Raw genomic sequence first — 25,674 nt, 5'->3', positions numbered from 1 at the left:
CGCGGGATCACTCCAGAAGGCTGATGCCGACCGCCAGGATCGACAGCGCGCAGAGGCCCCAGATGTCCCAAGGGCGGTCGGGAAGCGTATTCCATTCAGGCTCGACGCGACGCCGGGTCGCGTCATGCAGCCACCTCAGCGCGGCCCCAAATGCCAGAGAGCCTGCCGCAAGCAGCAACAGCAGGCACAGAAGCATTCCCCCCAGGCCACGCAGATCAACGCCGGACTTGCTTTGACCGATCAGGTAACAGGCCCCTGCCCCGGCCAGCAGCACGGCGAGCGCCATCGAAAGGGGCCGAAGGGATCGCGCAGCCATGCGCGTGACGCCTGTCCAGACACTCCAACCGACAACAAGCGCGATAATGGCGAAGACGATGGTGTAGAAGGAACGGGGATCAATCAACATCAGGACTTTAGGCCGCCCGTCGCCTTACCGGCAGGCGGACCAGCACCAGCACGCCCACGGTCAGAAATCCGAACCCGGCCAAAGGTCCGCAGGTATAGGTCAGCCAGCCCAGGATCGGCACACCCGTGGCAATCAAGGCCCACAGGGCGCGCTGCCGCTGGCGCGGGCGCAGGGTCCGGGCCAGCCGCGCCAGAAGAAGCCAGCCCATCACCACCGCCAGCGCAAGGACCGCCGAGTGGATCATGCGGCGCGTCCCTGCAACCGCTCGGGGAGCCCGTTCGCCCATGTGGAAATCGTGCCCGCCCCCAGGCAGACCACCATGTCGCCGGGCCGGGCCTGTTCGCGAACCAGGCGTTCCAGGTCGTTCTCGTCCAGGATGGCGCGGGCGTGGCGGTGGCCATGGGCGATCAGCCCCGCAACCAGGTCGTCGCGGGTGGCGCCGGGGATCGGATCCTCGCCCGCAGCATAGACCTCGGCGATGGCGACCACGTCGGCCTCGTTGAAGCAGGTGCAGAAATCGTCGAACAGGTTCGACAACCGGCTGAAGCGGTGCGGCTGGTGGACGGCGATCACGCGGCCCTTGGTGGCCTGGCGCGCGGCCTTCAGCACGGCGGCGATTTCCACCGGATGATGCCCGTAATCGTCGATGATGGTGACGCCGTTGATTTCACCGACTCGGGTAAAGCGCCGTCCCACGCCGCCGAATTTCGCCAAGGCCTCGCGGATCTCGGCCTTCTTGATGCCTAGGTGGCGGGCCACGGCCACGGCCGACAGCGCGTTCGACACGTTGTGGTCGCCCGGCATTGGCAGGGTGCAGCCCTCGATCATTTCCACGTCGCCGGTGTCGGTCGGGCCTTCGCCTTGCAACGCGATGTCGAAATGGGCGATGCCGTTTTCATAGCGAAGGTTCATCGCCCGCACATCGGCCTGGGCGTTGAAGCCGAAGGTCACGACGCGGCGGTCGGTCAGCTTGCCGACCAGGGCCTGCACCTCGGGGTGGTCGGTGCAGCAGACGGCCAGACCGTAGAACGGAATGCCCGAGGCGAAGTTGTAGAAACCCTGGCGCAGCGCGTCGAAGCTGCCCCAATGCTCCATATGCTCGGGGTCGATGTTGGTGACGATGGCGATGTCGGCGGGCAGACGGTTGAAGCTGCCGTCCGATTCGTCGGCCTCGACCACCATCCATTCCCCCGCCCCGGCGCGCGCGTTCGATCCATAGGCGTGGATCACGCCCCCATTGATGACGGTCGGATCCAGCCCGCCCGCGTCCAGCAGCGTCGCCACCATGGTCGTGGTGGTGGTCTTGCCATGCGTCCCGGCGATGGCGATGTTCGACTTCATCCGCATCAGTTCGGCCAGCATCTCGGCCCGGCGGACAACGGGCAGGCCGCGACGGCGCGCTTCCTCCAGTTCCGGGTTGCCCTTCTTGATGGCGGTCGAGATGACGATGACACCGGCCGCGCCGATATTTTCGGCCCGTTGGCCTTCGAAAACGCGGGCGCCCAGCTTTTCAAGGCGGTCTGTAATCTTGGATTTCTTGGCGTCGCTGCCCTGCACGTCATAGCCCAGGGTCAGCAGCACCTCGGCGATGCCCGACATGCCGATGCCGCCGATGCCGATGAAGTGGATCGGCCCCAGCTCGTGCGGCAGTTTGGTGGCGGCGTTCATCGGGCAATCTCCGTGACAAGGTCGTACAGGCGCCGCGCGGCGTCGGGGCGGGACAGGAACAGGGCGGCGGCGGCCATCTGGCTGGCGCGGGCGGGATCGTTCAGGATCGCGCGGATGTCGCGCGTCAGCCCCGGCGCGTCAAGCACCGATTCGGGATGGATCAGCGCCGCGCCCGCCTCGGCCAGGGATTGCGCATTGGCGGTCTGGTGGTCGCCAGCGGCGGCGGCATAGGGGATCAGGATCGCCGGGCGGCCGATCACGGTGATGTCGGCCAGCGACGAGGCGCCCGACCGGCTGACGACAAGCTGGGCCTGGGCGATGCGGTCGGGAACATCGGTGAAAAAGGGCTGCACGTCGGCGGCGATCCCGGCATCGGCATAGGCGGCGATCACCCGGTCCCGATCCTCGGCCCGCGCCTGGTGGCTGACGCGCAGGCGGGCACGCAGGTCGTCCGGCAGGGCGGCGACGGCGGCGGGAATCACGTCCGACAAGACCCGCGCGCCTTGGCTGCCGCCGATCACCAGCAGATGCAGCGGCCCGTCGCCGGGTGGGGCATAGGGCGCGGCGGCGTGGTCCAGCACCGCCTGGCGGACCGGGTTGCCGGTATGAACAGCGGTCGCGCCGTCGGGCAGGTCTGTGGGCCAGGTGCCGCAGGCGATCCGCTGTACCCGGCGCGCGAACAGCCGGTTCACGCGGCCCATCACGCCGTTCTGTTCGTGGATCATCCGGGGCAGCCCCAGCGTCACCGCCGCCGACAGCGCCGGGATCGTCGGATAGCCGCCGAAGCCGATCACCACGGCGGGCCGGTCGCGGCGCAGGCCGGTGCGCGCCGCCAGCACGCCGGCGGCGATCTTCAAAGGCGCCGTCAGCTTGCCTAGCAGCCCGCCGCGCGCGGTCGTGGCCGACCGCACGATGCTGCGTTCGACGGCATCCGGGAAGCCGCCTGCATAGCGCGCGCCCCGATCGTCGGTGGACAGGCGGACGCGCCAGCCCTCGGCCAGCAGCAGTTCGGCCAGGGCCTGGGCGGGAAACATGTGCCCGCCGGTCCCCCCGGCGGCGATCAAGGCCAGCGGCGCAGTCATCCCCGGCCCCGGCGCAGGATCTCGGCCAGTTCGCCTTGGGGGCGGGTGCGGGTCAGGGCCAGCAGCATCCCGGCGGCGATGCCGGATGCGATCACCGACGACCCGCCATAGCTGACAAAGGGCAGCGTCATGCCCTTGGCGGGCAGCAGGCGCACGGCCACGCCCATGTTGATCAGCGCCTGCACGCCGAAGGCGCAGGCCAGCCCCGCCCCGGCGATGCGCGCGAAGGGATCGCGTTCCCGCAGCAGCCGCAGCAACGACCGCACCACGATGGTGCAGTACAGCGTGATGACCGCCAGCACCAGGACCGTGCCGTATTCCTCGGCCGCGACGGCAATGATGAAGTCGGTATGCGCGTCGGGCAGCGACCATTTCACCGACCCCTCGCCCACGCCGACGCCGAAGAAGCCGCCGTCCTGGATGGCTTTGGTGGCATAGCCGATCTGGGTGCGCGGGTCGATTTCGGGGTTCAGGAAGCCGTTGATCCGCCGGGCGAAATGCTCGGACGCGCCATAGGCGAAGAACCCGCCCAGTGCCGCGATGCCCATGACGGACATCAGCAGCACCATCGGCGCGCCCGCGACGAAATACATCACCAGCCAGGAAAACAGCACCAGCGAGGCCTGCCCGAAATCCGGCTGCAAGGCCAGCAGGATCACCACGACCATGGCGGTGATGAAGGAATAAAGCCTACCCGGCGGTCCGCCGACCGATTGCGCGGCGGCCATGAACCAGGCGCACATCGCGACGAATCCGGGCTTCAGGAACTCGGACGGCTGCATGGAAATCCCGGCGATGGACAGCCAGCGGGTCGCGCCCTTGCCGTGATCCTCGCCGATCAGGGGCAGCAGCAGGATCAGCACGAAGGCCGCCGCAAAGCCCATCACCCCGATCCGCCGGATCTGGCGCGGCGACATCATCGAGATCACCAGCATGATCATCAGGGCCATACCGCCGAACACTGCCTGCCGCTGGACATAGTAGAAGCGCGGCAGATTGTTCTTTTCCGCCAGCGGGACGGATGCCGCCAGCCCCAGCAGGATGCCGATGGCGAACAGGCCCAGCACGCAGGCCAGGGACCATTTGTCCAGGGTGCGCCACCAGCGCGGAAGAATCGGGTCGCCCGCGCGAACGGGCGTCGCGCCAAAGACCATCTCGGTCATGGAAATACCGCCGTCACTGCCTCAGAAATCCGCCTGGTTGTCCAGGTCTGCCGGTCAGCATAGCGCGAAAATCGGGTGCGCGCTACTGGGGATTGCGAAGCGCTGTGCCGTGGCCGCAAGGCGACGCCTTCGGGCTGAGCGGACCCGGCGGAGTATCACGATCACGTCATGAAGCGACAGCCATCGAGCCTGTCCGGGCTTACCCCAGCATCGCCAGCCCCGGAAAGGTCTCGAGCAGCCAATAGGCAAAGGCCGAGAACGCGCCGGTCAGCAGCATCGTCCCCACAACCAGCAGCAGCGCGCCCATCGCCCGTTCGATCACATGCAGCCAGGGCTTGATGCGGTTCATCAGCCCGATGGCGCGGTTGATGAAGATCGCGGCCAGCAGGAACGGGATCCCCAGGCCCAGCGCATAGACCGCCAGCAGCGCGGTGCCGCGCGACAATTCGCCCCCGGTCGCGGCCAGCGACAGGATCATGCCCAGTTGCGGGCCGATGCAGGGGGTCCAGCCGAAAGCGAAGGCCAGGCCCAGGACATAGGCCCCCAAGGCCCCGCCGTCCTGCTTGCCCGCGTTCATCCGCGCCTCGTGGTCCAGGATCGGAATGCGGATCACATGCAGGAAATGCAGGCCCATCACGATCACCATGACCCCGGCGATCTTGGCCAGAAGATCCTGGTATTGCAGGAAGGCCCGCCCGAAGGCCGAGGCCGCGAAGCCCATCACCAGGAACACCGTGGACAGGCCCAGCACGAAGAACAGCGCGGGCAGAACGGCGCTGCGTTCCTGCGCCTTCAGCCCGTTCACGCCCACGCCGGTCATATAGGCCAGATAGGGCGGCACGATGGGCAGCACGCAGGGCGACAGGAATGACAGGATCCCCGCCAGCAGCGCCACGAGGGCGGCGGGCAGGAAGGCGGCGGTGGCGAGTTCGATTCCCAGCATGGCGCGCAGTCTAGCGATTGATTCGGCGCCGACCATGGGTCATCGCGTCACGCCCCGGTGAAAAAAGGGCGCGGCATTCCCGCGCCCCCTTTCTTGTCGGCGATCCGGTGTCAGCGGTTGCCGGACCACCAGCCCCGGCGCTTGGGACGATCCGCCTCGGCCTCGGCCATTTCCGGCTCGGGCTCGGCGGGCGCGGCCGGCGGCGTGGGTTCGGGATGGTTTTCGGCTGCCTCGGGTTCGGCATCCTGCGGTTCAGGGGCTTCGATCACCAGGGCCTCGACCACCGTCTGCTCGACCTCGACAGCGACCAGTTCGGCGGGCACGAAGGCGTCGGCCTGCGGTTCGGGATCGGCGGCCTGGGGTTCGGCCGCGATCTCGGACAGGGGCACGATCTCGCCGTCCTCGGAAGGATCGTCCTTCGGTTCCGGGCGGGCGTTCAGGCCCGGCAGCGCCTCGGCGGGTTCTTCCGGGGCGTCGGCCAGATCGACGACCTCGGGCAGTCCCTCGGCGCGGGGCAGATCGCCGCCACGGCGGCGGCTGCGAGACCGCGACCGGCGCTTGCGGCCGTTACCTTCGGCTTCTGCCTCGGCGGTCTCGGCCTCGGGTTCGTCGGCGGTCTCGGCGGTGTCCTCGGCACCGGCTTCGGCTTCGGCATCGTCGCCGGCCTCGGACGCGTCGCCCTCGGCACGGTCCCCGCCCTTGCGGCGGCGACGGCGGCGGCGGCGCGACCGGCCCTCGTCGTTCCGCTCATCGGCTGCCGAGGCCTCGCTCTCGGATTCGGCGGCCTCGGCTTCGGCCGCGACTTCCTCGGGCAGGTCGTCGTCCTCGTCGTCGATCTGGGCCATCAGGTCGGCATCGACCGACAGCACCGGGGCGGACACCTCGGGGACGTTGCGGGTCGCGGTCTTGAACTTCTCGATGGCGAAATCGGGCGAGATCAGCGACGGATCGGCCTCGAGCCGCACCGACAGGCCATAGCGCGCCTCGATCCCGGCGATATGTTCCCGCTTCTGGTTGATCAGGAAGTTCGCCACCGCGACCGGCGCCTTGACCAGCACCTCGCGCGACCGCTTGCGGGTGCCTTCTTCCTCGATGGCGCGCAGGATGGTCAGCGCCAGGCTGTCGTCGGACCGGATCAGCCCGGTGCCGTGGCAGTGCGGGCAGGGCTGAGTGGTCGATTCCAGCATCCCCGGACGCAGCCGCTGGCGCGACATCTCCATCAGGCCGAAGCCCGAGATGCGGCCCACCTGGATCCGGGCGCGGTCGGATTTCAGCTTGTCCTTCAGGCGCTTCTCGACGGCGGCGTTGTTGCGCCGTTCCTCCATGTCGATGAAGTCGATGACGATCAGCCCGGCAAGGTCGCGCAGCCGCAACTGGCGCGCCACCTCGTCGGCGGCCTCCAGGTTGGTCTTCAGCGCGGTTTCCTCGATCGAGCCTTCGCGGGTGGAACGGCCCGAGTTCACGTCGATGGCGACCAGCGCCTCGGTGATGCCGATGACGATATAGCCGCCGGATTTCAGCTGCACGGTCGGGTTGAACATGCCGGCCAGATAGCTTTCCACCTGATAGCGCGCGAACAGCGGCATCTGGTCGGTATATTGCTGCACGGCCCCGGAATGGGTCGGCATGATCATCTTCATGAAGTCCTTGGCGACGCGGTAGCCGCGCTCGCCCTCGACCAGAACCTCGTCGATTTCCGAATTGTAGAGGTCGCGGATGGTGCGCTTGATCAGGTCGCCTTCCTCATAGATCGGGGCCGGGGCCACCGACTTGAAGGTCAGGTCGCGGATCTGTTCCCACAGCCGCAGCAGATATTCGTAATCGCGCCGGATTTCGGTCCGGGTCCGCTGGCTGCCCGCCGTGCGGATGATCAGCCCCGCGCCCTTGGGCACGTCCAGTTCGGACGCGATGTCCTTCAGCTTCTTGCGGTCGGCGATGTTGGTGATCTTGCGGCTGATGCCGCCGCCGCGCGCGGTGTTGGGCATCAGCACGCAGTAACGGCCCGGCAGCGACAGATAGGTGGTCAGCGCGGCGCCCTTGTTGCCGCGTTCTTCCTTGACGACCTGGACCAGCATGATCTGCCGGACCTTGATCACCTCCTGGATCTTGTAACGGCGGGCGCGCGGCTTCTTCTGGACGCGGATTTCCTCGGCCACGTCCTCCTCGGCCACCGATTCGATGTCCTCGTCCTTGTCGGAGGCATGGTTGAGGGCGGCCTCGCTGTCGCCGTCGTGATCTTCGGCCTCCTCGGCCTCATGCTCGGCCTGGGGCGCGGCGTCATCGTCGGCGTCGGCGACATCGGCGGTGGCGATGTCGTCGCCCGTCTCGGCGCGTTCGGCCTGCGGCTTGCGGCGGCGGCTGGCGCGGGCGGCCTCCTCGGCCTCCTGCGCCTCGGCATAGGCGCGTTCCTCGGCAATCAGCGCGGCGCGGTCGGCAGCCGGGATCTGATAGTAATCCGGGTGGATTTCCGCGAAGGCCAGGAAGCCGTGGCGGTTTCCGCCGTAATCCACGAAAGCCGCCTGCAACGAGGGTTCGACCCGCGTCACCTTGGCCAGGTAGATGTTGCCCGAGATCTGGCGCTTGTTTACGGTCTCGAAATCAAATTCTTCGACCTTGGTTCCGTCCACCACGACCACCCGAGTTTCCTCGGCATGGGTGGCGTCGATCAGCATTTTCTTTGCCATTGCTATGTCTTTCGCGCGGACGCGCACCCGGCGGCGCCAATGACACCCCCGCGCGCAGGCCGCGATATGATGATGGGGACACGGGCGCGGCATTGGCGACGGGGATGCGGCGGGACAGGCATACCGCCCCCCCGTTCCGATCCTGTCCGTCCCTTTCGCGCGTCATCGCGTCTGTTCCTTACGGTGGGCACGGCGGCTGTCGGGCCGGTCGCGCCGCTGTCTGCTTTCGCCCGGCCGCACCGCGATGCACACCGGACGGGCTTTCCCGCGTGACCGATCCCGCCTTCCGAAACCCGGTGCGACACATGCCACGCTGCGAAACTGTGGGCGTCGCGCAACCCAAGATTGCGGGAAGCGAGGCGCATAGCCGCAACATAGAGGTCCGGGCGTGGAAAATTCAATGCCGAAAACGGCATGGCGCGGAATACGCGGGTTTCAGCCTGCGAAAACGGCGCCCGCGCACCGTGCGTCACGCAGCCTTAACGGTTCTTTCACGCCGATGTCGCACCCTTCGCCTATGCCCTGCGGGCAAGACAGACGGGGAAAACGCCATGCCGGTGGTCAAGGTCGATGCGGATCGCACGCTGCCCGAAGGGTTGGTCCCCGCCGCCCGCGCCCTGCCCGGCCACGCCCCGCTGATCGTGATGATCCACGGCTATCGCTATTCCCCCGCCGCGCCGCATTGCGACCCGCACCGCCACATCCTGTCGCTGGACCCCGACCCCGCGCACCGCCGGGGCCTGTCCTGGCCGCGCGCCCTGGGCTTCGGCACCGACACGGCGGATGAGGGGTTGGCCCTGGCCTTCGGCTGGGAGGCGCGGGGAATGCTGGGCCAGGCCTATGCGCGCGCGGGCGACGCGGGCCGCGCCGTTGCGGCCCTGGTGTCGGGTCTGGCCGGCCAGGCGGGGCGGCCAGTGGCGCTGATCGGGCATTCGCTGGGCGCGCGGGTGGCCTTGCAGGCGCTGAACCACGCCGATCCGGGCAGCATCGGGCGGATCGTCCTGCTGACCGGCGCAGAGTTCCGCGACACCGCCGCCGCCGCCGTGGACAGCCCCGCAGGCCGCCGGGCCGAGGTGCTGAACATCACCTCGCGCGAGAACGACCTGTTCGACTTCGCGATGGAGATGTGGCTGGACCGGGGCCGCAGGCAGACGCTCGGCTTCGGCCTGGACCGACCGGCGGGCAACTGGCTGGACGTGCAGATCGACGACGCCGCGACCCTGGCCGCCCTGGACCGGCTGGGCTTCCCGGTCGAGCGGCCGTCGCTGCGGCTGTCGCACTGGTCGCCCTATTTGCGACGCGGGCTGTTCGACTTTTATCGCACCGCCCTGGCGCAGCCCTGGGCCTTGCCTCTGTCGCTGCTGCGCACCCGCCTGCCCGGCCGGACGCAGCCCCGGTGGTCACGCCTGCTGGCCGCGCCCGGACAATTCGGCGGCGTCAAGGCCTGATCCGCGCCGCGCCGCCACCAGCCGCACCCCCCGGCACGCCACCCGCGACAGTTCAAGCCAGGCCCGATAGGGCAGAACCGTCGCATAGCGCCAGCGGGGCAGCTTGTAGGCCAGACGGGTATCCTGGATCTGCGTGGGATGGTCCGACACCTGGCTGGCTGGCAGCGGATGGACGAAGCAGGCGCGCAGCCCGGACAGGTATTCCAGGTCGAAGGCGATGTCGAAAGCCAGGCGCATCGGCAGCAGATCCGTGGCGATCCATTCCGCCGCGCGGCGGTCGATCACATAGGCCCCCGCCCCCTTTTCCCGCGTCAGGGTGATCGCCAGCGACCGGCCCTTGCCCAGGTCGCGCGCCCGGAACCGCCGCCCCCGGTTGACGGTGGTCAGCCGCAGCAGGTTCCACAGGTCGCGGTGCATGGCGGCGCGGTCCAGCGTGTCCAGGAAGTCCGGCTGGAAGGACACGTCGTCCTCCAGGATCAGGGCCAGGTCGGCGTCGCTTTCCAGAAACGCCCGCGCAGCCGCCACATGGCTGAGATAGCAGCCGATCTCCGCAGGCGAGGTGCGCCTGCCGTGCAGCAGGCGATAGCCGCGTTCCGAGAATTCCGGGATCGGATAGGTCAGGGCGCGCCCGTCCACCCCGACGATGCGGCGGAAGGGCAGGTCCGCGCGCGCAAGCTTGTCCCGCATCGCCGCCAGGCGGTCGGGCGCACGGTCCATGTTGATCAGGAAAACGGCCAGCCGCGCCTGGCTGACCGGCAGCACCACCGGCTCGGGCGGCATGTTATCCGCCCGCCTTGTCGCCCGGCTCGGGCAGCGCATGGGCGCGATACAGGCCCGCATTGCCCAGCAGGAAGACGAAGATCACCAGCGGCATCCCGAAGGTCTTGAAATAGACCCAGGCGGTTTCCGACATGCTGCGCCAGACGATCTCATTCGCAACCGCCAGGCCCAGGAACAGCAGCGCCATCCGCAGCGTCAGCTTGCGCCAGCCCTCGGCATCCATCGGCAAGGCCTCGGACAGGACGGCTTGCAGCCAGTTGCGTCCCGTCGCGTAGCTGAAGCCCAGAAGCCCCGCGAACAGCAGATAGATGATCGTCGGCTTGATCTTGAAGAAGCGCGGATCGTTCAGCCAGACCGACAGCCCGCCAAAGACCGCGACCAGCACCAGCGTGGCGATCTGCATCGGCGACAGCTTGCCGGTAAGCCGCCAGCGGATCAGCGTGGCCAGGGCCAGCGCCGGGATGAAGATCAGAGTGGCAAAGACCAGCGGCGTATAGGCCTGCCCCCACAGCGCGACATCCGATCCCCGGTTCAGCATGAAGACTGCGAAGAACAGAAGCAGCGGCCCCCATTCCAGCACCTGCAACACCCAGGCTTTCGGTTCTTTCATCGCATCCCTGTCCTTGTTCCGGCCGACCGGCCCGTTCTGCTGCATCGCGGGCCTTCCGGCAAGCCCTGCCGGACTGCCCGCCTAGTCCAGCCTGATCGCCGCCAGGATCGGTCCGGGCATGTCCTCGCCGTCTTCCTTCTGCACCAGCAGGGCGTGCCGGGTATCGTCGGGGAAGCGGTCGTCCGCCGTGCCGTCGGGGCTGACCGTCACACGCAGCGCCGCCACCCCGTCCCATTCCGCCAGCCGGTCCAGGGACAGAACGACATTGGTGTACGTGATGACCTTGCCGCGATTCTCGCCGGCCGTCATCTGGACCCGGCGCTCGGGGGCATAGCGGACCAGCAGGATCTCCACCCTGCCGCCCAGGTCTGACAACGGCATCAGTTCGATCATCTCGCCCTTGGGGGTGGTGTCGCGGCGGATGCTGATGGTGGCGGGAGACAGGCGGTTGGCGTCGATCAGCCCCATCAACTGCGCCGGTCCCAGCGTAACGGCGGTGTCCTGGCCGTCGACGATGACCTGCGGCGTATAGACCGACCGTTCGCCCGCCGCCATGGCATAGCGTTCCTGACGCTCGGTGAACTCGGGGCGGGCGAAGCTGTCGGCCCAGCCCAGGTAATCCCAGTAATCGACGTGGAACGACAGCGGCAGGATGTCGGGCTCGTCCAGCAGGCCCGCCAGCATGGCGTCGGCGGGCGGGCAGGACGAACAGCCCTGCGAGGTGAAAAGCTCGACCACCACCGGCAGGGCGTCCGGGTTGAAGCCATAATGCTCCAGCGGCGGGGGGGTCATGTCCCCGGCGGCGAAGCTGTTGAAACCGCCCATCTCGGACGGGACATAGGTCGAGGACGGCGACGGCGCCCAGCGGCCCGGATCGCTGGGCGCGGCGATGACCGGCGCCTCGGCGTCCTGCCCCCCGCTACCCGGCCCCCCGCTACCCGGCCCGGCGGGGGCGCCCATGGCGGACAGGCCGCCCCCCGCGCCCGGCCCGCTGTCCTGCGCCCAGGCGGATCCGCCCGCAGCGATGGCCAGGCTGCACAGGGCGGCGGCAAGAAGTCTGGATGGTCTGGCTGCCGTTCCGGTCAGCATTCCAAAGATCCGATGCGTGGTTGATCCGTTCACCTTGCTTAACCCCGCCCCCGCGCCGGGAACAAATCAACGCTTCGTTAAGCAAGATCCGACACAGCCGTCGTGCCTCTTGAGCAACAGCGGCCATCATGGTATGCGATTGCATACAATTTGTGGCGCGATCCCCTTGCGCAGCCCCGCCGCATGGGGCAAAGCAGGGGCCATCCATGCCCGACCCATCCAATTCGCAGACAGGGAGGCCTCCATGCCCATCCAGATCGGAACCGACACCGCCAAGACGCGCCGCACGCTGACGGCGGGCGGCAAGGAATACGCCTATTACTCCATCGACGCCGCGACCGAAGCCGGGCTTGGCGACTTTTCCCGGCTGCCCGCCGCGCTGAAGGTGGTGCTGGAAAACCTGCTGCGCTTCGAGGACGGCGGCTTTTCGGTGTCGGTCGACGACATCAAGGCCTTCGGCGAATGGGCGTCCCTGGGCGGCAAGAACCCGCGCGAGATCAACTATCGCCCTGCCCGCGTGCTGATGCAGGACTTCACCGGCGTTCCGGCGGTCGTCGACTTGGCGGCGATGCGCGACGGCATCCTGGGCCTGGGCGGCGACGCGCAGAAGATCAACCCGCTGAACCCGGTCGATCTGGTCATCGACCATTCGGTAATGATCGACGAATTCGGCAATCCGCGCGCCTTCCAGATGAACGTGGATCTGGAATACGAACGCAACATCGAACGCTATACCTTCCTGAAATGGGGCCAGAAGGCGTTCAACAACTTCCGCGTGGTGCCGCCCGGCACCGGCATCTGCCATCAGGTGAACCTGGAATACCTGGCCCAGACCGTCTGGACCGACACCGACCAGAACGGCGCGCTTGTCGCCTATCCCGACACGCTGGTGGGCACCGACAGCCACACCACCATGGTCAACGGCCTGGCCGTGCTGGGCTGGGGCGTCGGCGGCATCGAGGCCGAGGCCGCGATGCTGGGCCAGCCCGTGTCGATGCTGATCCCGGAAGTCGTCGGCTTCAAGCTGACCGGCAAGATGGTCGAGGGCACGACCGCCACCGACCTGGTGCTGAAGGTCGTCGCCATGCTGCGCAAGCACGGCGTGGTGGGCAAGTTCGTCGAATTCTATGGCGAGGGGCTGGACAACCTGCCGCTGGCCGACCGCGCGACCATCGCCAACATGGCCCCCGAATACGGCGCCACCTGCGGCTTCTTCCCCATCGACGAGGAAACGCTGCGCTATCTGCGCAACACCGGCCGGGACGAGGACCGCATCGCCCTGGTCGAGGCCTATGCCAAGCAGAACGGCTTCTGGCGCGGGGCGGATTACGCGCCGGTCTATACCTCGACGCTGGAACTGGACATGGGCACCATCGTGCCGGCGATTTCCGGTCCCAAGCGTCCGCAGGACTATCTGCCCCTGACCGACAGCGCGCGCACCTTCTACAAGCTGGTGGCCGATTACCGGGGCGTGGATCTGTCCAAGGACGCGCTGGAAATGGGCGCCGAAGGCGGCGCTGTCGTCGCCCCGGCCAGGGACGTGCGCAAGACCGTCCCGGTCGAGGGCACCGATTACAGCATCCGCGACGGCTCGGTCGTGATCGCGGCGATCACCAGCTGCACCAACACCTCGAACCCCTATGTGATGATCGGGGCCGGTCTGGTCGCCCGCAAGGCGCGCGCGCTTGGCCTGAACCGCAAGCCCTGGGTCAAGACCTCGCTAGCGCCGGGTTCCCAGGTGGTGGGCGAATACCTGCAAGCGGCCGGTCTGCAAGAGGATCTGGACGCCCTGGGCTTCAACCTGGTGGGCTATGGCTGCACCACCTGCATCGGCAACTCGGGTCCGCTGGGCGATCCGGCGATTTCCAAGGCGATCGCCGAAAACGACCTGGTGGCGACCGCCGTGCTGTCGGGCAACCGCAACTTCGAGGGCCGCATCAGCCCCGATGTGCGCGCGAACTTCCTGGCCTCGCCGCCGCTGGTGGTGGCCTACGCCATCGCGGGCGACCTGAACGTCGACCTGACCAAGGATCCGATCGGCCAGACGCCGGAAGGCCGCGATGTCTATCTGAAGGACATCTGGCCCACCAACCAGGAAATCGCCGATCTGGTCCACGCCACCGTCACGCGGCAGGCCTTCCAGTCGAAATACGCCGACGTGTTCAAGGGCGACGAGCGCTGGCAGGCCGTGAAGGTCACGGACAGCGAGACCTATGACTGGCCGCCGACCTCGACCTATATCCAGAACCCGCCCTATTTCCAGGGCATGGCCAAGGAAGCGGGCGTCATCAGCGACATCGAGGGCGCGCGCGTCCTGGCGATCCTGGGCGACATGATCACCACCGACCACATCAGCCCGGCCGGGTCGTTCAAGCCCACCACCCCTGCCGGCCAGTATCTGCTGGAGCGGCAGGTCGCGCCCAAGGATTTCAACAGCTACGGCTCGCGCCGCGGCAACCACGAGATCATGATGCGCGGCACCTTCGCCAATATCCGCATCAGGAACGAGATGCTGGACGGCGTGGAAGGCGGCTTCACCAAGGGGCCGGACGGACAGCAGACGACGATCTTCGACGCCTCGATGGCCTATCAGGAGGCGGGCGTGCCGCTGGTGATCTTCGGCGGCGTCGAATACGGCGCCGGGTCGTCGCGCGACTGGGCGGCCAAGGGCACCAACCTGCTGGGCGTCAAGGGCGTGATCGCGGAATCCTTCGAACGCATCCACCGCTCGAACCTGGTGGGCATGGGCGTCGTCCCGTTCGAGTTCCTGCCGGGCGAGAACCGCAAGACGCTGGGCCTGAAGGGCGACGAGGTGGTGTCCATCCACGGCCTTGCGGGCGATTTCAAGCCGCTGTCGCTGGTGCCCTGCACCATCAAGTACAGCGACGGCACGGTGAAGGAAATCCAGCTGAAAGCCCGCGTCGATACCGAGGTCGAGATCGAATACCTCAAGAACGGCGGCGTGCTGCATTACGTGCTGCGCAACCTGGCAGCAAGCTGATCCCAGTCAGCGGCGCTTCGGAAAACCCCGGTCGGAAGGCCGGGGTTTTTCTTTTGAAACAATCCAATGCGGCCGCACGGCACCACCGCATGAAATTCCTGACTGTTATAGTTGACTTTATCCAAAGCCAATATTAGAGGCGGCGAAAAGATCAACCAAGAACACGAGGGACATCATGCCGATGCACAGCCGGCTTCTGCTGGCCGGGGTTTCCACCCTGGCCCTGGCGGTTTCCGCCACTGCCCAGACCATCACCGAAGCCACGCCCCCCGGCGGCATCGTCCTGGACGCGATCACCCTGATCGCCGACGGCCGGGAAAACGTCGAGGCGACCGGCGGCGTCGTGGTCGGCCGCGACGATATCGAGGCGTTGCAGCCCGCCGACGTGTCCGAACTCTTCTCGCGCAACTCGGCCGTCACCGTGTCGGCTGGGGCGGGCCAGTCCAAGCGGGTCCATGTGTTCGGGTTGGAACAGTCGAACCTCGCGGTGTCGGTGGACGGCGTGCCGCAGATCAAGGACAGCTGGCACCACAGCGGCTCGAACGTGATCGACCCCGCCTTCCTCAAGCGGGTCGAGGTCGAGGCGGGCGCCGCGACCGCCGATGCAGGCTTCGGCGCGGCGGCGGGCGCCGTGCGCTATGAAACCTTGGGCGCGCGCGATCTTCTGACCGAGGGCCGCAACCAGGGCGGCCGGGTCGGCCTGTCCTATGGCAGCAACGGGCGCGGTTTGTCGGCCAATCTGGCGGGCTATGGCGTCTACGAAAACATGGACTGGTTCGCGATGGTCCATGTCGCGCGGGGCGACGATTACGAGACCGGCGACGGCCTGGAGATCAAGGGCAGCGAATCGGCCACCACCGGCGGCCTGGTCAAGCTGGGCTATGAATTCGAAGGCCACCGGATCGAACTGTCCTATGAGCACAGCCGCGATGACGCCGACCGCGTGACGCGCATGAACATGGACCAGCGGCGCGACGGCGACCTGTTCCCGCTGGAGATCACGCGCGACAGCTTCACCCTGAAATACACCCAGACCGCCCCCACCGCGACCTGGGATCCCGAGGTGGTGTTCTATCTGAACCGCAACGAATACTGGCGCCCGAACTTCGTGCCGGGCCGGGCGGGCGGCGACTTCGCCTTCGAGGCCCAGACCGTCGGCGGCGTCATGCAGAACCGCTTCGACACCGGGCCGGGCACCGTCACCGCCGGGCTTGACTGGAACTATTCCGATTACCGCATCGACAATTACGGCGACACGGATGTCCGCATCCACACGACCGAAACGATGCAGGTCGGCGCCTTCGTCCAGGGCCGGTTCGAGTTCGACAACGGCATCGACCTGTCCACCGGCGCGCGGCTGGACCACCACCGCTATACCGACTGGAACAGCCTGCGCAAAACCGACAGTGGCGCCAGCGTGAACGGCACGGTGTCCTATGAATTCGCGCCGGGATACGAGGTGTTCGCGGGCGCCTCGCGCACCTGGCTGGGCTATGACATCGGCGAATACGGCTATCTGCACGCGCGGGACAGCGCGGTCGTCACGTCGCCCGATTACGAACCGGCCACGGCCCGGAACTACAAGCTGGGGCTGAACGCGGCCCAGGACAACTGGACCGGCAACCTGACGCTGTTCGACACCCGCCTGGACGGGCTGGCGAATGCCTATTTCCCCGTCCTTGAAAACAGCGAGGAATACCGCAGCCGGGGCGTTACCCTGTCGGGGCAATACAGCTGGGGCAGCGGCCGCGCGGGCGCCAGCCTGACCAAGGCCAAGCTCTCCTATGACGGCGACGAACTGCCGCCCGCCGGGGGCGAGGTCACGCCGATCGGCACCGTGGCCAGCCTGTATGTCGATCAGGAAATCCCGCAATACAACCTGACCGTCGGCGCGACCGTCGAACTGGCCGACCGGCTGTCGGGCGATTACATCGACGACAACGGCTTTGGCGACCATCCCGGCTATGGCGTCGTGAACGCCTATGCCGCCTGGCGTCCCGCGCAATACGAGAACGTCGTGGTCCGCCTGGGCGTCGATAACCTGCTGGACAAGGCGTATTACGAACGCTCGTCCTATGGCCGCAACCTGGTGCGCGACGTGTATCCGCTCTACGCGCCGGGGCGGACGGTCACGCTGGGCCTGACGCTGGACTTCTGAGACGCCCGAACCCCCGGCTCCGCGCCGGGGGTTTTTCGGTCGAGCGACATCGGCATTGACCCCGCCCCCCATCCCCGCCATATCGGCACCGCGCGGAGGGCTGGATGACCGCGGCGGCGCGCCGTCGAGGAAAGTCCGGACTCCATGAGGCGACGGTGCCGGGTAACGCCCGGCGGGGGCAACCCCAGGGAAAGCGCCACAGAGAACGAGACCGCCCATGTTCGCATGGGTAAGGGTGAAACGGTGGGGTAAGAGCCCACCGGGGGCCTGGCAACAGGCCCCGCATGGCAAGCCCCACCGGGAGCAATGCCGAATAGGGACCGCGCGTGGCGCAAGCCACAGGGCCGCCTTGCCCCAGCAGGTCCGGGTAGGCAGCTTGATCCGGCGGGCAACCGCCGGGCCAGAGGAATGGTCATCCAGCCGCGAAAGCGGTGGACAGAATCCGGCTTACAGGCCCTCCGCGCAAATCGCCGTCTGAATGGGGCGATTCGGGTTGACTTCGGCCCGCCCATGGCTAAAAGGCGGGCTTCAAACGAATTCCACGGGGTCTGCGCCGCGCGATTGCCCCGAAGCAGGAGCAATGACATGGCGAAGCCGACTACCATCAAGATCCGGCTGAACTCGACCGCCGGCACGGGCCACTTCTATGTGACCAAGAAGAACGCCCGCACCATGACCGAAAAGATGACCGTGCGCAAATTCGACCCGGTCGTCCGTCAGCACGTCGAATACAAGGAAGGCAAGATCAAGTAACGATCCTGCCGCCAGGACCGGGCCTTCCGGTTCCGGTCCAGACCTGAAAGGGCGCCCCAGGGTGCCCTTTTTCTTTGTCTGCCGATCCCGGCCGCCCGCCCCGCCGGAACCCGACGCCCTTCTTTGCGCTATAGCTTCGGCGCCCCGGATTTGGGGCTTGAACGCGAAAGGGCCTTTCGATGGTCAGAACGATGCTTTCCGCGGCCTTTGCCGCCGCCGTCACCCTGGCGCCCGCGCAGGCGCAGGATCTTGGCGATATCGTCGGCGGGGTGGCCCGCCAGTATCTGCAACAGGAACAGGACCGCGCCGCCTTCGCCCAGGCGCAAAGCGCCGACACGCTGTCGGCCTATCAGTCCTATCTGCGGCAGTTCCCGAACGGCGCCTATGCCGAACAGGCGCGCGACCGCATCCAGCGGCTGGGCGGCGGGACCGGGGTCGCTCCGACGAACCCGTCCCAGACGGACACCGCCGGCCTGTCCCGCCAGCAGCGCGTGCAGATCCAGAGACAGTTGAACGGGCTGGGCTACAGCACGAACGGGGCGGACGGCAATTTCGGTCCCGGCACGCGCCGCGCGATCGCCCTGTGGCAGCGCGACCGCAACTATGCCCAGACCGGCACGCTGAACGCCGCCCAAGCCAACGAAATCCTGCAAGGAACGGCGACCACCCGGCCTTCGACCACCGCCCCGGCCGTCGGCCCGGCGGGGAACGAGGCGGATCTGGGCCTCAACCGCCAGCAGCGCCAGGCGGTGCAGGCCGGGCTGACGCAACGCGGCTTCGATACGCGCGGCGTGGACGGGGTTTTCGGCCGGGGCACCCGCAACGCCATCGCCGCCTGGCAGCGCGCCAACGACATGGAGGCGACCGGCTATCTGACCGCCGCGCAATACGACCGGCTGGTGGGCCGCTGACAAGGCGCCCTGTCAGGGCAGGACGAATTCCACCCCCGGCAGGACCGCGATTTCCGCCACATCGGCGCGATACTGGTCGGTAACGCGGTCCACCAGATCCTGTGTCCAGCCCGGCAGGTCGACCACCTGGTCCAGGACGGCGGGCAGCGCATGGTCCTTGATTGCCTGCGCCGACAGGGCGCGGCGCCGGGCGACGGTCATCTGGTCCTGCGCGGCCAGGCCGTCCCTCAACTGCGCCAGCCCGGTCGGGGTCAGGATCTCCTCCAGATAGGTCATGCCGCCCTTCAGCGGAGCGTCAGGGGGGATGTCACCCAGCAGGTGCGCGATCTCGGGCCAGATCAGCGGCACGTCCTCGTGACACCAGATCACAACGCGGCGGCCCGGCACCGCCCGCAGCAGCGCCTGGATCGGATCTCGCCACCGCAGATCCAGCGGATGGCGCCCCTGCATCAGCACATGATAGCCGCCGCCGGTAAAGATCGGCAGAACCTCGGCGATCAAGGTGGCGGGGTTGCGGATGGCCAGGAAGAACTCGACCTCGTGGTCGGGAAACAGGTTGGCAAGCGCCGCCGCGCGCGCGCCCATCTGCGGATAAAGACCCGTTTGGCCCACCACCCGCCCTGGCGCGCCCATGAAGGTCGGCGTCGAAAAGACCGCCCGGTCGGGGTGGTCGCTGTGCAGGACCGCGTCCAGCATGATCTGCTGCATCTCGGCCGTGGCGCGCCCGCCCTTCAGGGACATCAGCGCCTCTTCGAACAGGCCGCGATGGCGGTTCGGGGTGATGGTGTCCGTGCCGTGCTGCATCAGCCAGTCGCGGTTGTTCAGAAGCGTCTTCAGCAGCCTGTCCCCGTCCGTGCCATGCACCCCCAGGTGAAACGCCATCTGCATGTCGGCACTGCCCCTTCGATCCCGCCCGCCGCTGGGGCGCCGCCGCACAGTAGCGGGGCCGCCCGCGCAGTCAAACCGCTTTCCCCGCTTGCGGAAGCGGCTGACAGAGGCTATCGCAGGAAGAGCGCACCGGGCCGGTTTAGCTCAGCGGTAGAGCAGCGGTTTTGTAAACCGAAGGTCGGGGGTTCAATCCCCTCAACCGGCACCAGTTCCCGCCTTTCCCTTCTCCCTTGGACATCCCGCCGCGCCCGCCCTATAACGCGCGCGACATCCAGACGCTGCGAAGGTGCATCATGATCAAGGTCTTCGGCCATACCTCTCCCGATACGGATTCGACCGGCTCTCCCATCATCTGGGCCTGGTATCTGAACGAGGTGCGCAAGACGCCCGCGCAGGCGGTCCTGCAAGGCGAACCCAATACCGAAGCCCTGTGGATGCTGAACCGCTGGAACCTGCCGAAGCCGCAGATCATCGCCGACGTGGCGGCGGGCGACCAATGCGTGATCGTCGACACCAACAATCCGGCCGAATTGCCCGCCAGCCTGGACCAGGCCGAGGTGATCGAGATCATCGACCATCACCTGCTGGCCGGCGGCATCAAGACCCGTATGCCGATCAACATCACCATCCGCCCGCTGGCCTGCACCGCCACGATCATGCACGACCTGATCGGCGAGGACATGGCCCGCGCCCCCGAGGGGGTGAAGGGCGCGATGCTGACCTGCATCCTGTCGGACACGCTGGAATTCCGCAGCCCGACCACCACCGCCCATGACCGCGCCGTTGCCGAAAAGCTTGCCGCCGACCTGGGGATCACCATCGCCGATTACGCGGCCCAGATGTTCGCCGCCAAGTCCGACATCAGCGCCTTCAGCGACGAGGCCCTGCTGCGGACCGACAGCAAGGAATACGAACTGGGCGGCAAGCAGCTGCGCATCACGGTTCTGGAAACCACCGCGCCCCAGGTTCTGCTGGCGCGCAAGGACGCGCTGATCGCCGCCATGCCGCGCGTCGCGGCCGAAGACGGCGCGGACGAGGTTCTGTGCTTCATCGTCGACATCCTGCGCGAGGAAGCGACCCTGCTGATCCCCAACGATTTCGTCCGCCTGCTGGCCGAACGCAGCTTCGGGGTGCCTGTCAGCGGCGACACCGTGGTCCTGCCCGGCGTGATGAGCCGCAAGAAGCAGATCATCCCGGTCCTGGCGCTGTAATGACCCGGATCATCCAGTCCCTGTCGCAGATCGGCGCGGGTTACGACGTGCTGTTCTGCGACCTGTGGGGTTGCCTGCACAACGGCAAGCAGCCCTATCCCGCCGCCGTCGCGGCCTTGCGGGCCTTCCGGCAGGACGGCGGCCAGGTCGTGCTGATGACCAATGCGCCGCGCCCGAACCAGTTTGTGATCCGGCAACTGGACCGTATGGGCGTGCCGCGCGACGCCTGGGACATCGTGGTCAGTTCGGGGGACGCCGCGCAAGAGGCGATGTTTTCCGGCGCGGTCGGCCGTAAGGTCTGGCATATCGGCACCGACAAGGACGACGGCTTCTTCGACGACATTCCCCCCGAATTCGCCGATGCCGCCCCGATCCGTCGCGTGCCGCTGGAGGAAGCCGAGGGCATCGTCGCCACCGGCCCCTTCGAGGAACTGACCGAGACGCCGCAGGATTACCACGACCGGCTGGTTCAGGCGCGCGACCGGGGCCTGCCGCTGCTCTGCGCCAACCCGGACGTGGTCGTGGACATGGGCGAGACGCGGATCTACTGCGCCGGTGCCCTGGCCGAATATTACGAAGGGCTGGGCGGCACGTCGCTGTATTTCGGCAAGCCGCATCCGCCGATCTATAACCGGGCGCGGCGGCTGCTGGATCTGGCGCCGGACGCGCGGATCCTGGCGGTGGGCGACGGCATTTTCACCGATGTGAAGGGCGGGCTGGACCAGGGCATCGACGTGCTGTTCGTGACCGGCGGCCTTGCGGCGGACGCCCTGGGACCGGATGTCGAGAACCCCGACAACGCCCTGCTGCTGGATTGGCTGGAAGGGCACGCCCTGGCCCCGCAATACAGCATCGGCCGGCTGCGCTGACGGCCCGGCGCAGGGCCGTCCGCCCTGCCCCACCCGAAATCGGCCCAGCAACAATATTATACTTTGGTTGAAGTGATCGTAACTTTTGTTGCGCGCCCGCGTTTTCGCTGCTATGCAGCATCATCGCACCCGGTTCGGCCAGCCAAATGGAACGCAGCATGTTCGACAATCTGCCCCGCGGCACCATCGTCATCGAGGATCTCGAGGTCGGGATGACCCGCTATCTGCAAAAGCAGGTGACCGATCGCGATATCGAACTGTTCGCCGAGGTCTCGACCGACCGCAACCCGGTGCATCTGGACGACGATTACGCCCAGGAAACCATCTTCGAGGGGCGCATCGCCCATGGGATGCTGACGGCCGGGCTGATCTCGGCGGTGATCGGGGAACAGCTGCCGGGGCATGGCACGGTCTATCTGGGCCAGACGCTGAAGTTCATGGCCCCGGTCCGTCCCGGCGATACCGTGCGCGCCGAAGTGACGGTCGACGCCATCGACCATGGGAAACGGCGGGTCACGCTTGCAACCCGCTGCCTCGTGGGTGATACGGTCGTCCTGAAAGGCGAGGCGGTCGTTCTGGCGCCAAGCCGCAAGTTCGACTGACGGGGCGCCGGGCCGCCCCAATGAGGGCACCCTTTGCAGATCCACCGCGACTGGACAGGTCTTCCGGCAAGCGCCCGCGGCGCATCCGTCGCCATGGGCAATTTCGACGGCGTCCATCTGGGCCACCGCGCCGTGATCGAGGCCGCGCGCCAGGCGGGCGGGCCTCTGGGCATCGTCACCTTCGAACCCCATCCCCGGCAGTTCTTCGCCCCGGACGCGCCGCCCTTCCGGCTGATGAATTCGGAATCGCGCGCCAACCGGCTGGCCCGGCTGGGGGTGGAACAGCTGTATGAACTGCCCTTCGGCGCGGTCCTTGCGGGCCTGGCGCCCGAGGCCTTCGCCCGAGATGTGCTGGTGGGGGGGCTGGGCGTCGCCCATGTCACTGTCGGCGCCGATTTCGTCTTCGGCAAGGACCGGGCGGGCAATGTCGCCACGCTGCGCGACCTGGGCGGCCAATTCGGCTTCGGCGTGACCGTGGTGCCGCTGGTCGGCGCGGGCGGGCAGGACTACAGCTCGACCGCGATCCGGCAGGCGCTTACCGACGGGCGCCCTCGGGATGCGGAACGGATGCTGGGCCACCTGCACCGGATCGAGGGCGAGGTCGTCCACGGCAACAAGCGCGGCCGCGAATTCGGCTGGCCCACCGCCAACATGCGCATCGACGACCTGCACCTGCCCCGCCTGGGCGTCTATGCCGTGGTGGTCGACGTGCTGACCGGGCCGGACAAGCTGTCCTGCCAGGGCGTCGCCAGCCTGGGCGTGCGCCCGATGTTCGGCCGCAACGCGCCGAACCTGGAAGTCCATCTGTTCGATTTCAGCGGCGATCTTTATGGTCAGCACCTGTCCGTCGGGCTGGTCGAATTCCTGCGCGACGAAGCCGAGTTCGACAGCGTGCAGGTGCTGATCGACCAGATCGCCGCCGACGCCGACCAGGCCCGCGCGGTGCTGGCGGGCGCCTGATGCGCGAGCGTTTCTGGGAACTGCCCCTGCCCCAGTTGCAGCCCGATGAATGGGAAGCGCTGTGCGACGGCTGCGGCAAGTGCTGCCTGAACAAGATCGAATACGAGGACACGGGCGAACTGGCCTTCACCCGCGTCGCCTGCAAGCTGCTGGACGGCGACAAATGCCAGTGCAGCAGCTATGCCAACCGCCACGACTATGTGCCCGACTGCGTGGTCCTGACGCCCCGCAAGCTGGCCGAGATCGCCTGGTGGCTGCCCGCCACCTGCGCCTATCGCCTGCGCCACGAAGGGCGGCCGCTTTACAAGTGGCACCACCTGATCTCCGGCAACCGGGAGTCGGTCCACCTCGCCGGCGCCAGCGTGCGCGGCTGGACCGTCAGCGAGGCCTCGGTCACCGAGGAGGACTGGGAGGACTACATCATCGAGGACCTGTCCTGACAGGCCTTGCAGCGGTCTTCTGGGCGAGTTGTTGACCTTCCCGATGCGCATTCGCATGTCCCGCTTCTATCGGGATTATGACGACGCCTTCGAAGCATGGGAAGGAGACTGGCAAGACGGCCCGTTGGCGGCACCCATGGGACCCGGCGGTGCGCGCAGAGTTCAACCGAGAGGTGGGCCTTGCGATGCGCCGGAAGCTGGACGGAAGCAAGAACGCCCATCCGAAACAACTTCATCCCTGCAAATTTCGACAAGATAGCTGACGCCGCGATCAGCGAGTTTGCAACAAGCGTCGGTGTTGAAGCCGACAGTCTGACCCTCTATCCGTCCTATGATGGGTCAGATTTCTGGATTGTCGTCTACAAGGACAATTTGCTGCCCCACCCGTTTCACGAATACCAGTAACCGCGATCCTTGGTGATGCCCATCGCTCTGCCTCATGTGCCGGGATTTAAGAGCGATTTCAAGGGCGCGGAAGGCGAATATGCCGCAAATGCGGGGAATTTCACGCTTGCATAGCAGTAAATTGGTGGAGCCAAGGGGAGACGAACCGGGGCAGGCATAACCCACTAAGCCACTTGAATAATTGCATTTTGCGATGCATTTGTGTGGGGTAAGCGTGTGGGGGATGGCCTATGGCGGACTATGTCAATCAACGGAGACGGGGCTGGTATTTCGAGATTGAGGTGCCGGAGAAGTTAAGGCCCTACTACGATGGCAAGAAACGCATCGTGCAGTCTCTCAAGACCGACAGCCGTTCTATTGCCGTGATCAGGGCCAAGCCGCTGGCGGCCAAATACAAGGCTGAGTTCGAGGCATATCGGACAGGAGCGTCACCGCTTAGCGCAGACTTCATGGCAACCGTTCTGGAATGGCGTCAAGACTACCAGAAGGCAGCAGCCGATCCTGAACTCCGCATGGACTACGATGATGTTCTTGCGGAACAGGCCGCCAAGCTGGCTCGCGTCGATCCAAATCATGCTGCGGCGCTTCCCGGCCTCGTCCGGTCAGAGTTCATCCTGACCACCGAGCATCTGGACGCATTCGTGAATGTTCAGAAGCAAAGGGTGGAGGTCAAAACGGCTGATATGCGGCGTTCGGACGTCCTAGAGTTCGCCAAGAGCTTTCCCACCACAGACAAGATCACCCAAAAGGCCGTCAAGCGTTGGATCGTGGAGCTTGAGGGACGGGGCGTGCAGCACGCAACCATAAAGCGGAAGCTTACTGCCCTTCGGACATACTGGCAGTTCATGCAGGATGCCGAACTCTTGGAGCGCGAAGACAACCCTTTCCTGAACGTGCTCTCAGGTGATCGCAAGAAACGCGCAAAAACAGACAGCACCGGCAGTAGGGAGCCCTTTACCGATGTTCAGGTTCTAAGCCTGCTGAGAGCGGCAGAGAGCAAGCGCAAGCCGGATCATCAACTGGCAGACCTCATTCGCCTGGGTATGTGGACCGGCTGTCGGATCGAGGAATTGTGCAGCCTTAAGGTTTCCGACGTTTACGATGGCTATATTCAGATTGTGGAGGCGAAGACCCGCAAGGGTGAACGTGAAGTGCCAATCCATGCGGAACTTGCACCGACGCTGGCGAGGCTAGTTCGAGAAAGCAGCGATGGCTATGTCCTCTCGGGTCTCGATACGGAAAACAAGTATGGGAGCCGGTCGAGTGCCATTGGCAAGCGCTTTGGGAAGCTGAAGATTGCCGCAGGCTTCGGCCCAAAGCATGTCTTCCACAGCATCCGAAAGACCGTGGTCACGATCCTAGAAAACGCTGAGGTTTCTGAGGGCATCGTCGCTGACATTGTCGGGCACGAGAAGCAGACCATGACCTACGGCGTCTATTCTGGGGGAACTTCTCTGCCTCGGAAAGCTGAAGCCCTTAGCAAATTGCAATATGCCGGGTGGACTAGGGTCTGTGGGGATTCATCGTGAGTTGATAACGGCGGCAGCGAGGTAGATCATTGCTTCAAAGCTCCGGTCGGTCTTGCAAGCACGCATGGCGATGC

22 protein-coding genes, 1 tRNA gene and 1 other RNA gene are annotated in these 25,674 nt (G+C 66.6%); 13 read left to right on the top strand and 11 right to left on the bottom strand.

Annotation, left to right across the window (positions count from 1 at the left end; all coding sequences use genetic code 11):
- Positions 1-7: 7 nt before the first annotated feature.
- The 7 genes from PARHAE_RS06535 to PARHAE_RS06505 all read right to left on the bottom strand — a co-directional run bounded on the left by PARHAE_RS06535 (position 8) and on the right by PARHAE_RS06505 (position 7,946).
- Entirely contained in the window at positions 8-406 is a 399-nt protein-coding gene (locus PARHAE_RS06535) for a hypothetical protein (RefSeq protein ID WP_126153806.1), read from the bottom strand.
- Between the two features lie 7 nt (positions 407-413).
- Positions 414-650, bottom strand: coding sequence for a DUF2484 family protein (locus tag PARHAE_RS06530; RefSeq protein ID WP_126153805.1), 237 nt, complete (start codon positions 648-650; stop codon positions 414-416).
- Entirely contained in the window at positions 647-2,074 is a 1,428-nt protein-coding gene (gene murC / locus PARHAE_RS06525; RefSeq protein ID WP_126153804.1) for a UDP-N-acetylmuramate--L-alanine ligase, read from the bottom strand. Before murC ends, PARHAE_RS06530 begins: the two co-directional genes overlap by 4 nt.
- Positions 2,071-3,156 (bottom strand): UDP-N-acetylglucosamine--N-acetylmuramyl-(pentapeptide) pyrophosphoryl-undecaprenol N-acetylglucosamine transferase, encoded by a 1,086-nt coding sequence (locus PARHAE_RS06520; RefSeq protein ID WP_126153803.1) that lies wholly within the window; start codon positions 3,154-3,156, stop codon positions 2,071-2,073. Before PARHAE_RS06520 ends, murC begins: the two co-directional genes overlap by 4 nt.
- Positions 3,153-4,319 carry a putative lipid II flippase FtsW gene (ftsW, locus tag PARHAE_RS06515; RefSeq protein ID WP_126153802.1) on the bottom strand — a complete coding sequence of 389 codons (1,167 nt, stop codon included), beginning with the start codon at positions 4,317-4,319 and terminating at the stop codon, positions 3,153-3,155. Before ftsW ends, PARHAE_RS06520 begins: the two co-directional genes overlap by 4 nt.
- A gap of 199 nt (positions 4,320-4,518) precedes the next feature.
- Entirely contained in the window at positions 4,519-5,262 is a 744-nt protein-coding gene (locus PARHAE_RS06510) for a cytochrome c biogenesis CcdA family protein (RefSeq protein ID WP_126153801.1), read from the bottom strand.
- A 110-nt stretch (positions 5,263-5,372) separates the two neighbouring features.
- The gene (locus tag PARHAE_RS06505) at positions 5,373-7,946 is read right to left on the bottom strand and encodes an Rne/Rng family ribonuclease (protein WP_126153800.1); all 2,574 of its coding nucleotides are present in this window, start codon (positions 7,944-7,946) and stop codon (positions 5,373-5,375) included.
- A 551-nt stretch (positions 7,947-8,497) separates the two neighbouring features.
- Here PARHAE_RS06505 and PARHAE_RS06500 point away from each other — a divergent pair.
- A complete protein-coding gene (locus tag PARHAE_RS06500; RefSeq protein WP_126153799.1) occupies positions 8,498-9,394 on the top strand; it encodes a lipase family protein in 897 nt (298 codons plus the stop codon).
- Here PARHAE_RS06500 and PARHAE_RS06495 read toward each other — a convergent pair.
- From PARHAE_RS06495 to PARHAE_RS06485, 3 genes are all read right to left on the bottom strand, one after another.
- On the bottom strand, positions 9,347-10,174 hold the full coding sequence (locus PARHAE_RS06495) for a glycosyltransferase family 25 protein (RefSeq protein ID WP_126153798.1): 828 nt from the start codon (positions 10,172-10,174) through the stop codon (positions 9,347-9,349). The two genes, PARHAE_RS06500 and PARHAE_RS06495, sit on opposite strands and share 48 nt — an antisense overlap.
- A 1-nt stretch (position 10,175) precedes the next feature.
- Positions 10,176-10,784, bottom strand: coding sequence for an inner membrane-spanning protein YciB (locus tag PARHAE_RS06490; RefSeq protein WP_126153797.1), 609 nt, complete (start codon positions 10,782-10,784; stop codon positions 10,176-10,178).
- An 81-nt stretch (positions 10,785-10,865) separates the two neighbouring features.
- Positions 10,866-11,873, bottom strand: a complete 1,008-nt coding sequence (locus tag PARHAE_RS06485; protein ID WP_126153796.1) for a DUF1223 domain-containing protein — start codon at positions 11,871-11,873, stop codon at positions 10,866-10,868.
- 244 nt (positions 11,874-12,117) lie between these two features.
- On the opposite strand from PARHAE_RS06485, the gene acnA reads away from it, so the two are divergent.
- From acnA to PARHAE_RS06460, 5 genes are all read left to right on the top strand, one after another.
- Complete coding sequence (gene acnA, locus PARHAE_RS06480; RefSeq protein WP_126153795.1) at positions 12,118-14,874, top strand: aconitate hydratase AcnA; 2,757 nt, start codon at positions 12,118-12,120, stop codon at positions 14,872-14,874.
- A gap of 175 nt (positions 14,875-15,049) precedes the next feature.
- Positions 15,050-17,032 carry a TonB-dependent receptor domain-containing protein gene (locus PARHAE_RS06475; protein ID WP_126153794.1) on the top strand — a complete coding sequence of 661 codons (1,983 nt, stop codon included), beginning with the start codon at positions 15,050-15,052 and terminating at the stop codon, positions 17,030-17,032.
- Between the two features lie 92 nt (positions 17,033-17,124).
- Positions 17,125-17,498: RNase P RNA component class A (gene rnpB / locus PARHAE_RS06470), an RNA gene on the top strand.
- A 119-nt stretch (positions 17,499-17,617) separates the two neighbouring features.
- On the top strand, positions 17,618-17,785 hold the full coding sequence (rpmG, locus tag PARHAE_RS06465; protein WP_089389030.1) for a 50S ribosomal protein L33: 168 nt from the start codon (positions 17,618-17,620) through the stop codon (positions 17,783-17,785).
- Positions 17,786-17,964: 179 nt separating this feature from the next.
- Complete coding sequence (locus PARHAE_RS06460; RefSeq protein ID WP_126153793.1) at positions 17,965-18,696, top strand: peptidoglycan-binding domain-containing protein; 732 nt, start codon at positions 17,965-17,967, stop codon at positions 18,694-18,696.
- A gap of 12 nt (positions 18,697-18,708) precedes the next feature.
- On the opposite strand, the gene PARHAE_RS06455 is transcribed toward PARHAE_RS06460, so the two are convergent.
- Positions 18,709-19,578, bottom strand: coding sequence for a hypothetical protein (locus PARHAE_RS06455; RefSeq protein WP_241232699.1), 870 nt, complete (start codon positions 19,576-19,578; stop codon positions 18,709-18,711).
- A gap of 139 nt (positions 19,579-19,717) precedes the next feature.
- On the opposite strand from PARHAE_RS06455, the gene PARHAE_RS06450 reads away from it, so the two are divergent.
- The 7 genes from PARHAE_RS06450 (at position 19,718) to PARHAE_RS06420 (ending at position 25,600) form a co-directional block, all read left to right on the top strand.
- Positions 19,718-19,792: transfer RNA gene (locus PARHAE_RS06450), tRNA-Thr, on the top strand.
- 85 nt (positions 19,793-19,877) lie between these two features.
- Positions 19,878-20,795 carry a manganese-dependent inorganic pyrophosphatase gene (locus PARHAE_RS06445; RefSeq protein WP_126153791.1) on the top strand — a complete coding sequence of 306 codons (918 nt, stop codon included), beginning with the start codon at positions 19,878-19,880 and terminating at the stop codon, positions 20,793-20,795.
- Positions 20,795-21,664 carry a TIGR01459 family HAD-type hydrolase gene (locus PARHAE_RS06440; protein WP_126153790.1) on the top strand — a complete coding sequence of 290 codons (870 nt, stop codon included), beginning with the start codon at positions 20,795-20,797 and terminating at the stop codon, positions 21,662-21,664. Before PARHAE_RS06445 ends, PARHAE_RS06440 begins: the two co-directional genes overlap by 1 nt.
- A 158-nt stretch (positions 21,665-21,822) precedes the next feature.
- Positions 21,823-22,266 carry a MaoC family dehydratase gene (locus PARHAE_RS06435; RefSeq protein WP_126153789.1) on the top strand — a complete coding sequence of 148 codons (444 nt, stop codon included), beginning with the start codon at positions 21,823-21,825 and terminating at the stop codon, positions 22,264-22,266.
- 33 nt (positions 22,267-22,299) lie between these two features.
- Positions 22,300-23,226 carry a bifunctional riboflavin kinase/FAD synthetase gene (locus PARHAE_RS06430; RefSeq protein WP_126153788.1) on the top strand — a complete coding sequence of 309 codons (927 nt, stop codon included), beginning with the start codon at positions 22,300-22,302 and terminating at the stop codon, positions 23,224-23,226.
- Complete coding sequence (locus PARHAE_RS06425) at positions 23,226-23,666, top strand: YcgN family cysteine cluster protein (protein ID WP_126153787.1); 441 nt, start codon at positions 23,226-23,228, stop codon at positions 23,664-23,666. Before PARHAE_RS06430 ends, PARHAE_RS06425 begins: the two co-directional genes overlap by 1 nt.
- Positions 23,667-24,301: 635 nt before the next feature.
- Positions 24,302-25,600 (top strand): tyrosine-type recombinase/integrase, encoded by a 1,299-nt coding sequence (locus tag PARHAE_RS06420; RefSeq protein WP_126153786.1) that lies wholly within the window; start codon positions 24,302-24,304, stop codon positions 25,598-25,600.
- Positions 25,601-25,674 lie beyond the last annotated feature (74 nt).

It is taken from the genome of Paracoccus haematequi (assembly GCF_900631945.1).
In the GTDB taxonomy this organism is placed as follows: Bacteria; Pseudomonadota; Alphaproteobacteria; order Rhodobacterales; family Rhodobacteraceae; genus Paracoccus; species Paracoccus haematequi_A.
This window is presented reverse-complemented; position numbering and strand designations above follow the sequence as displayed.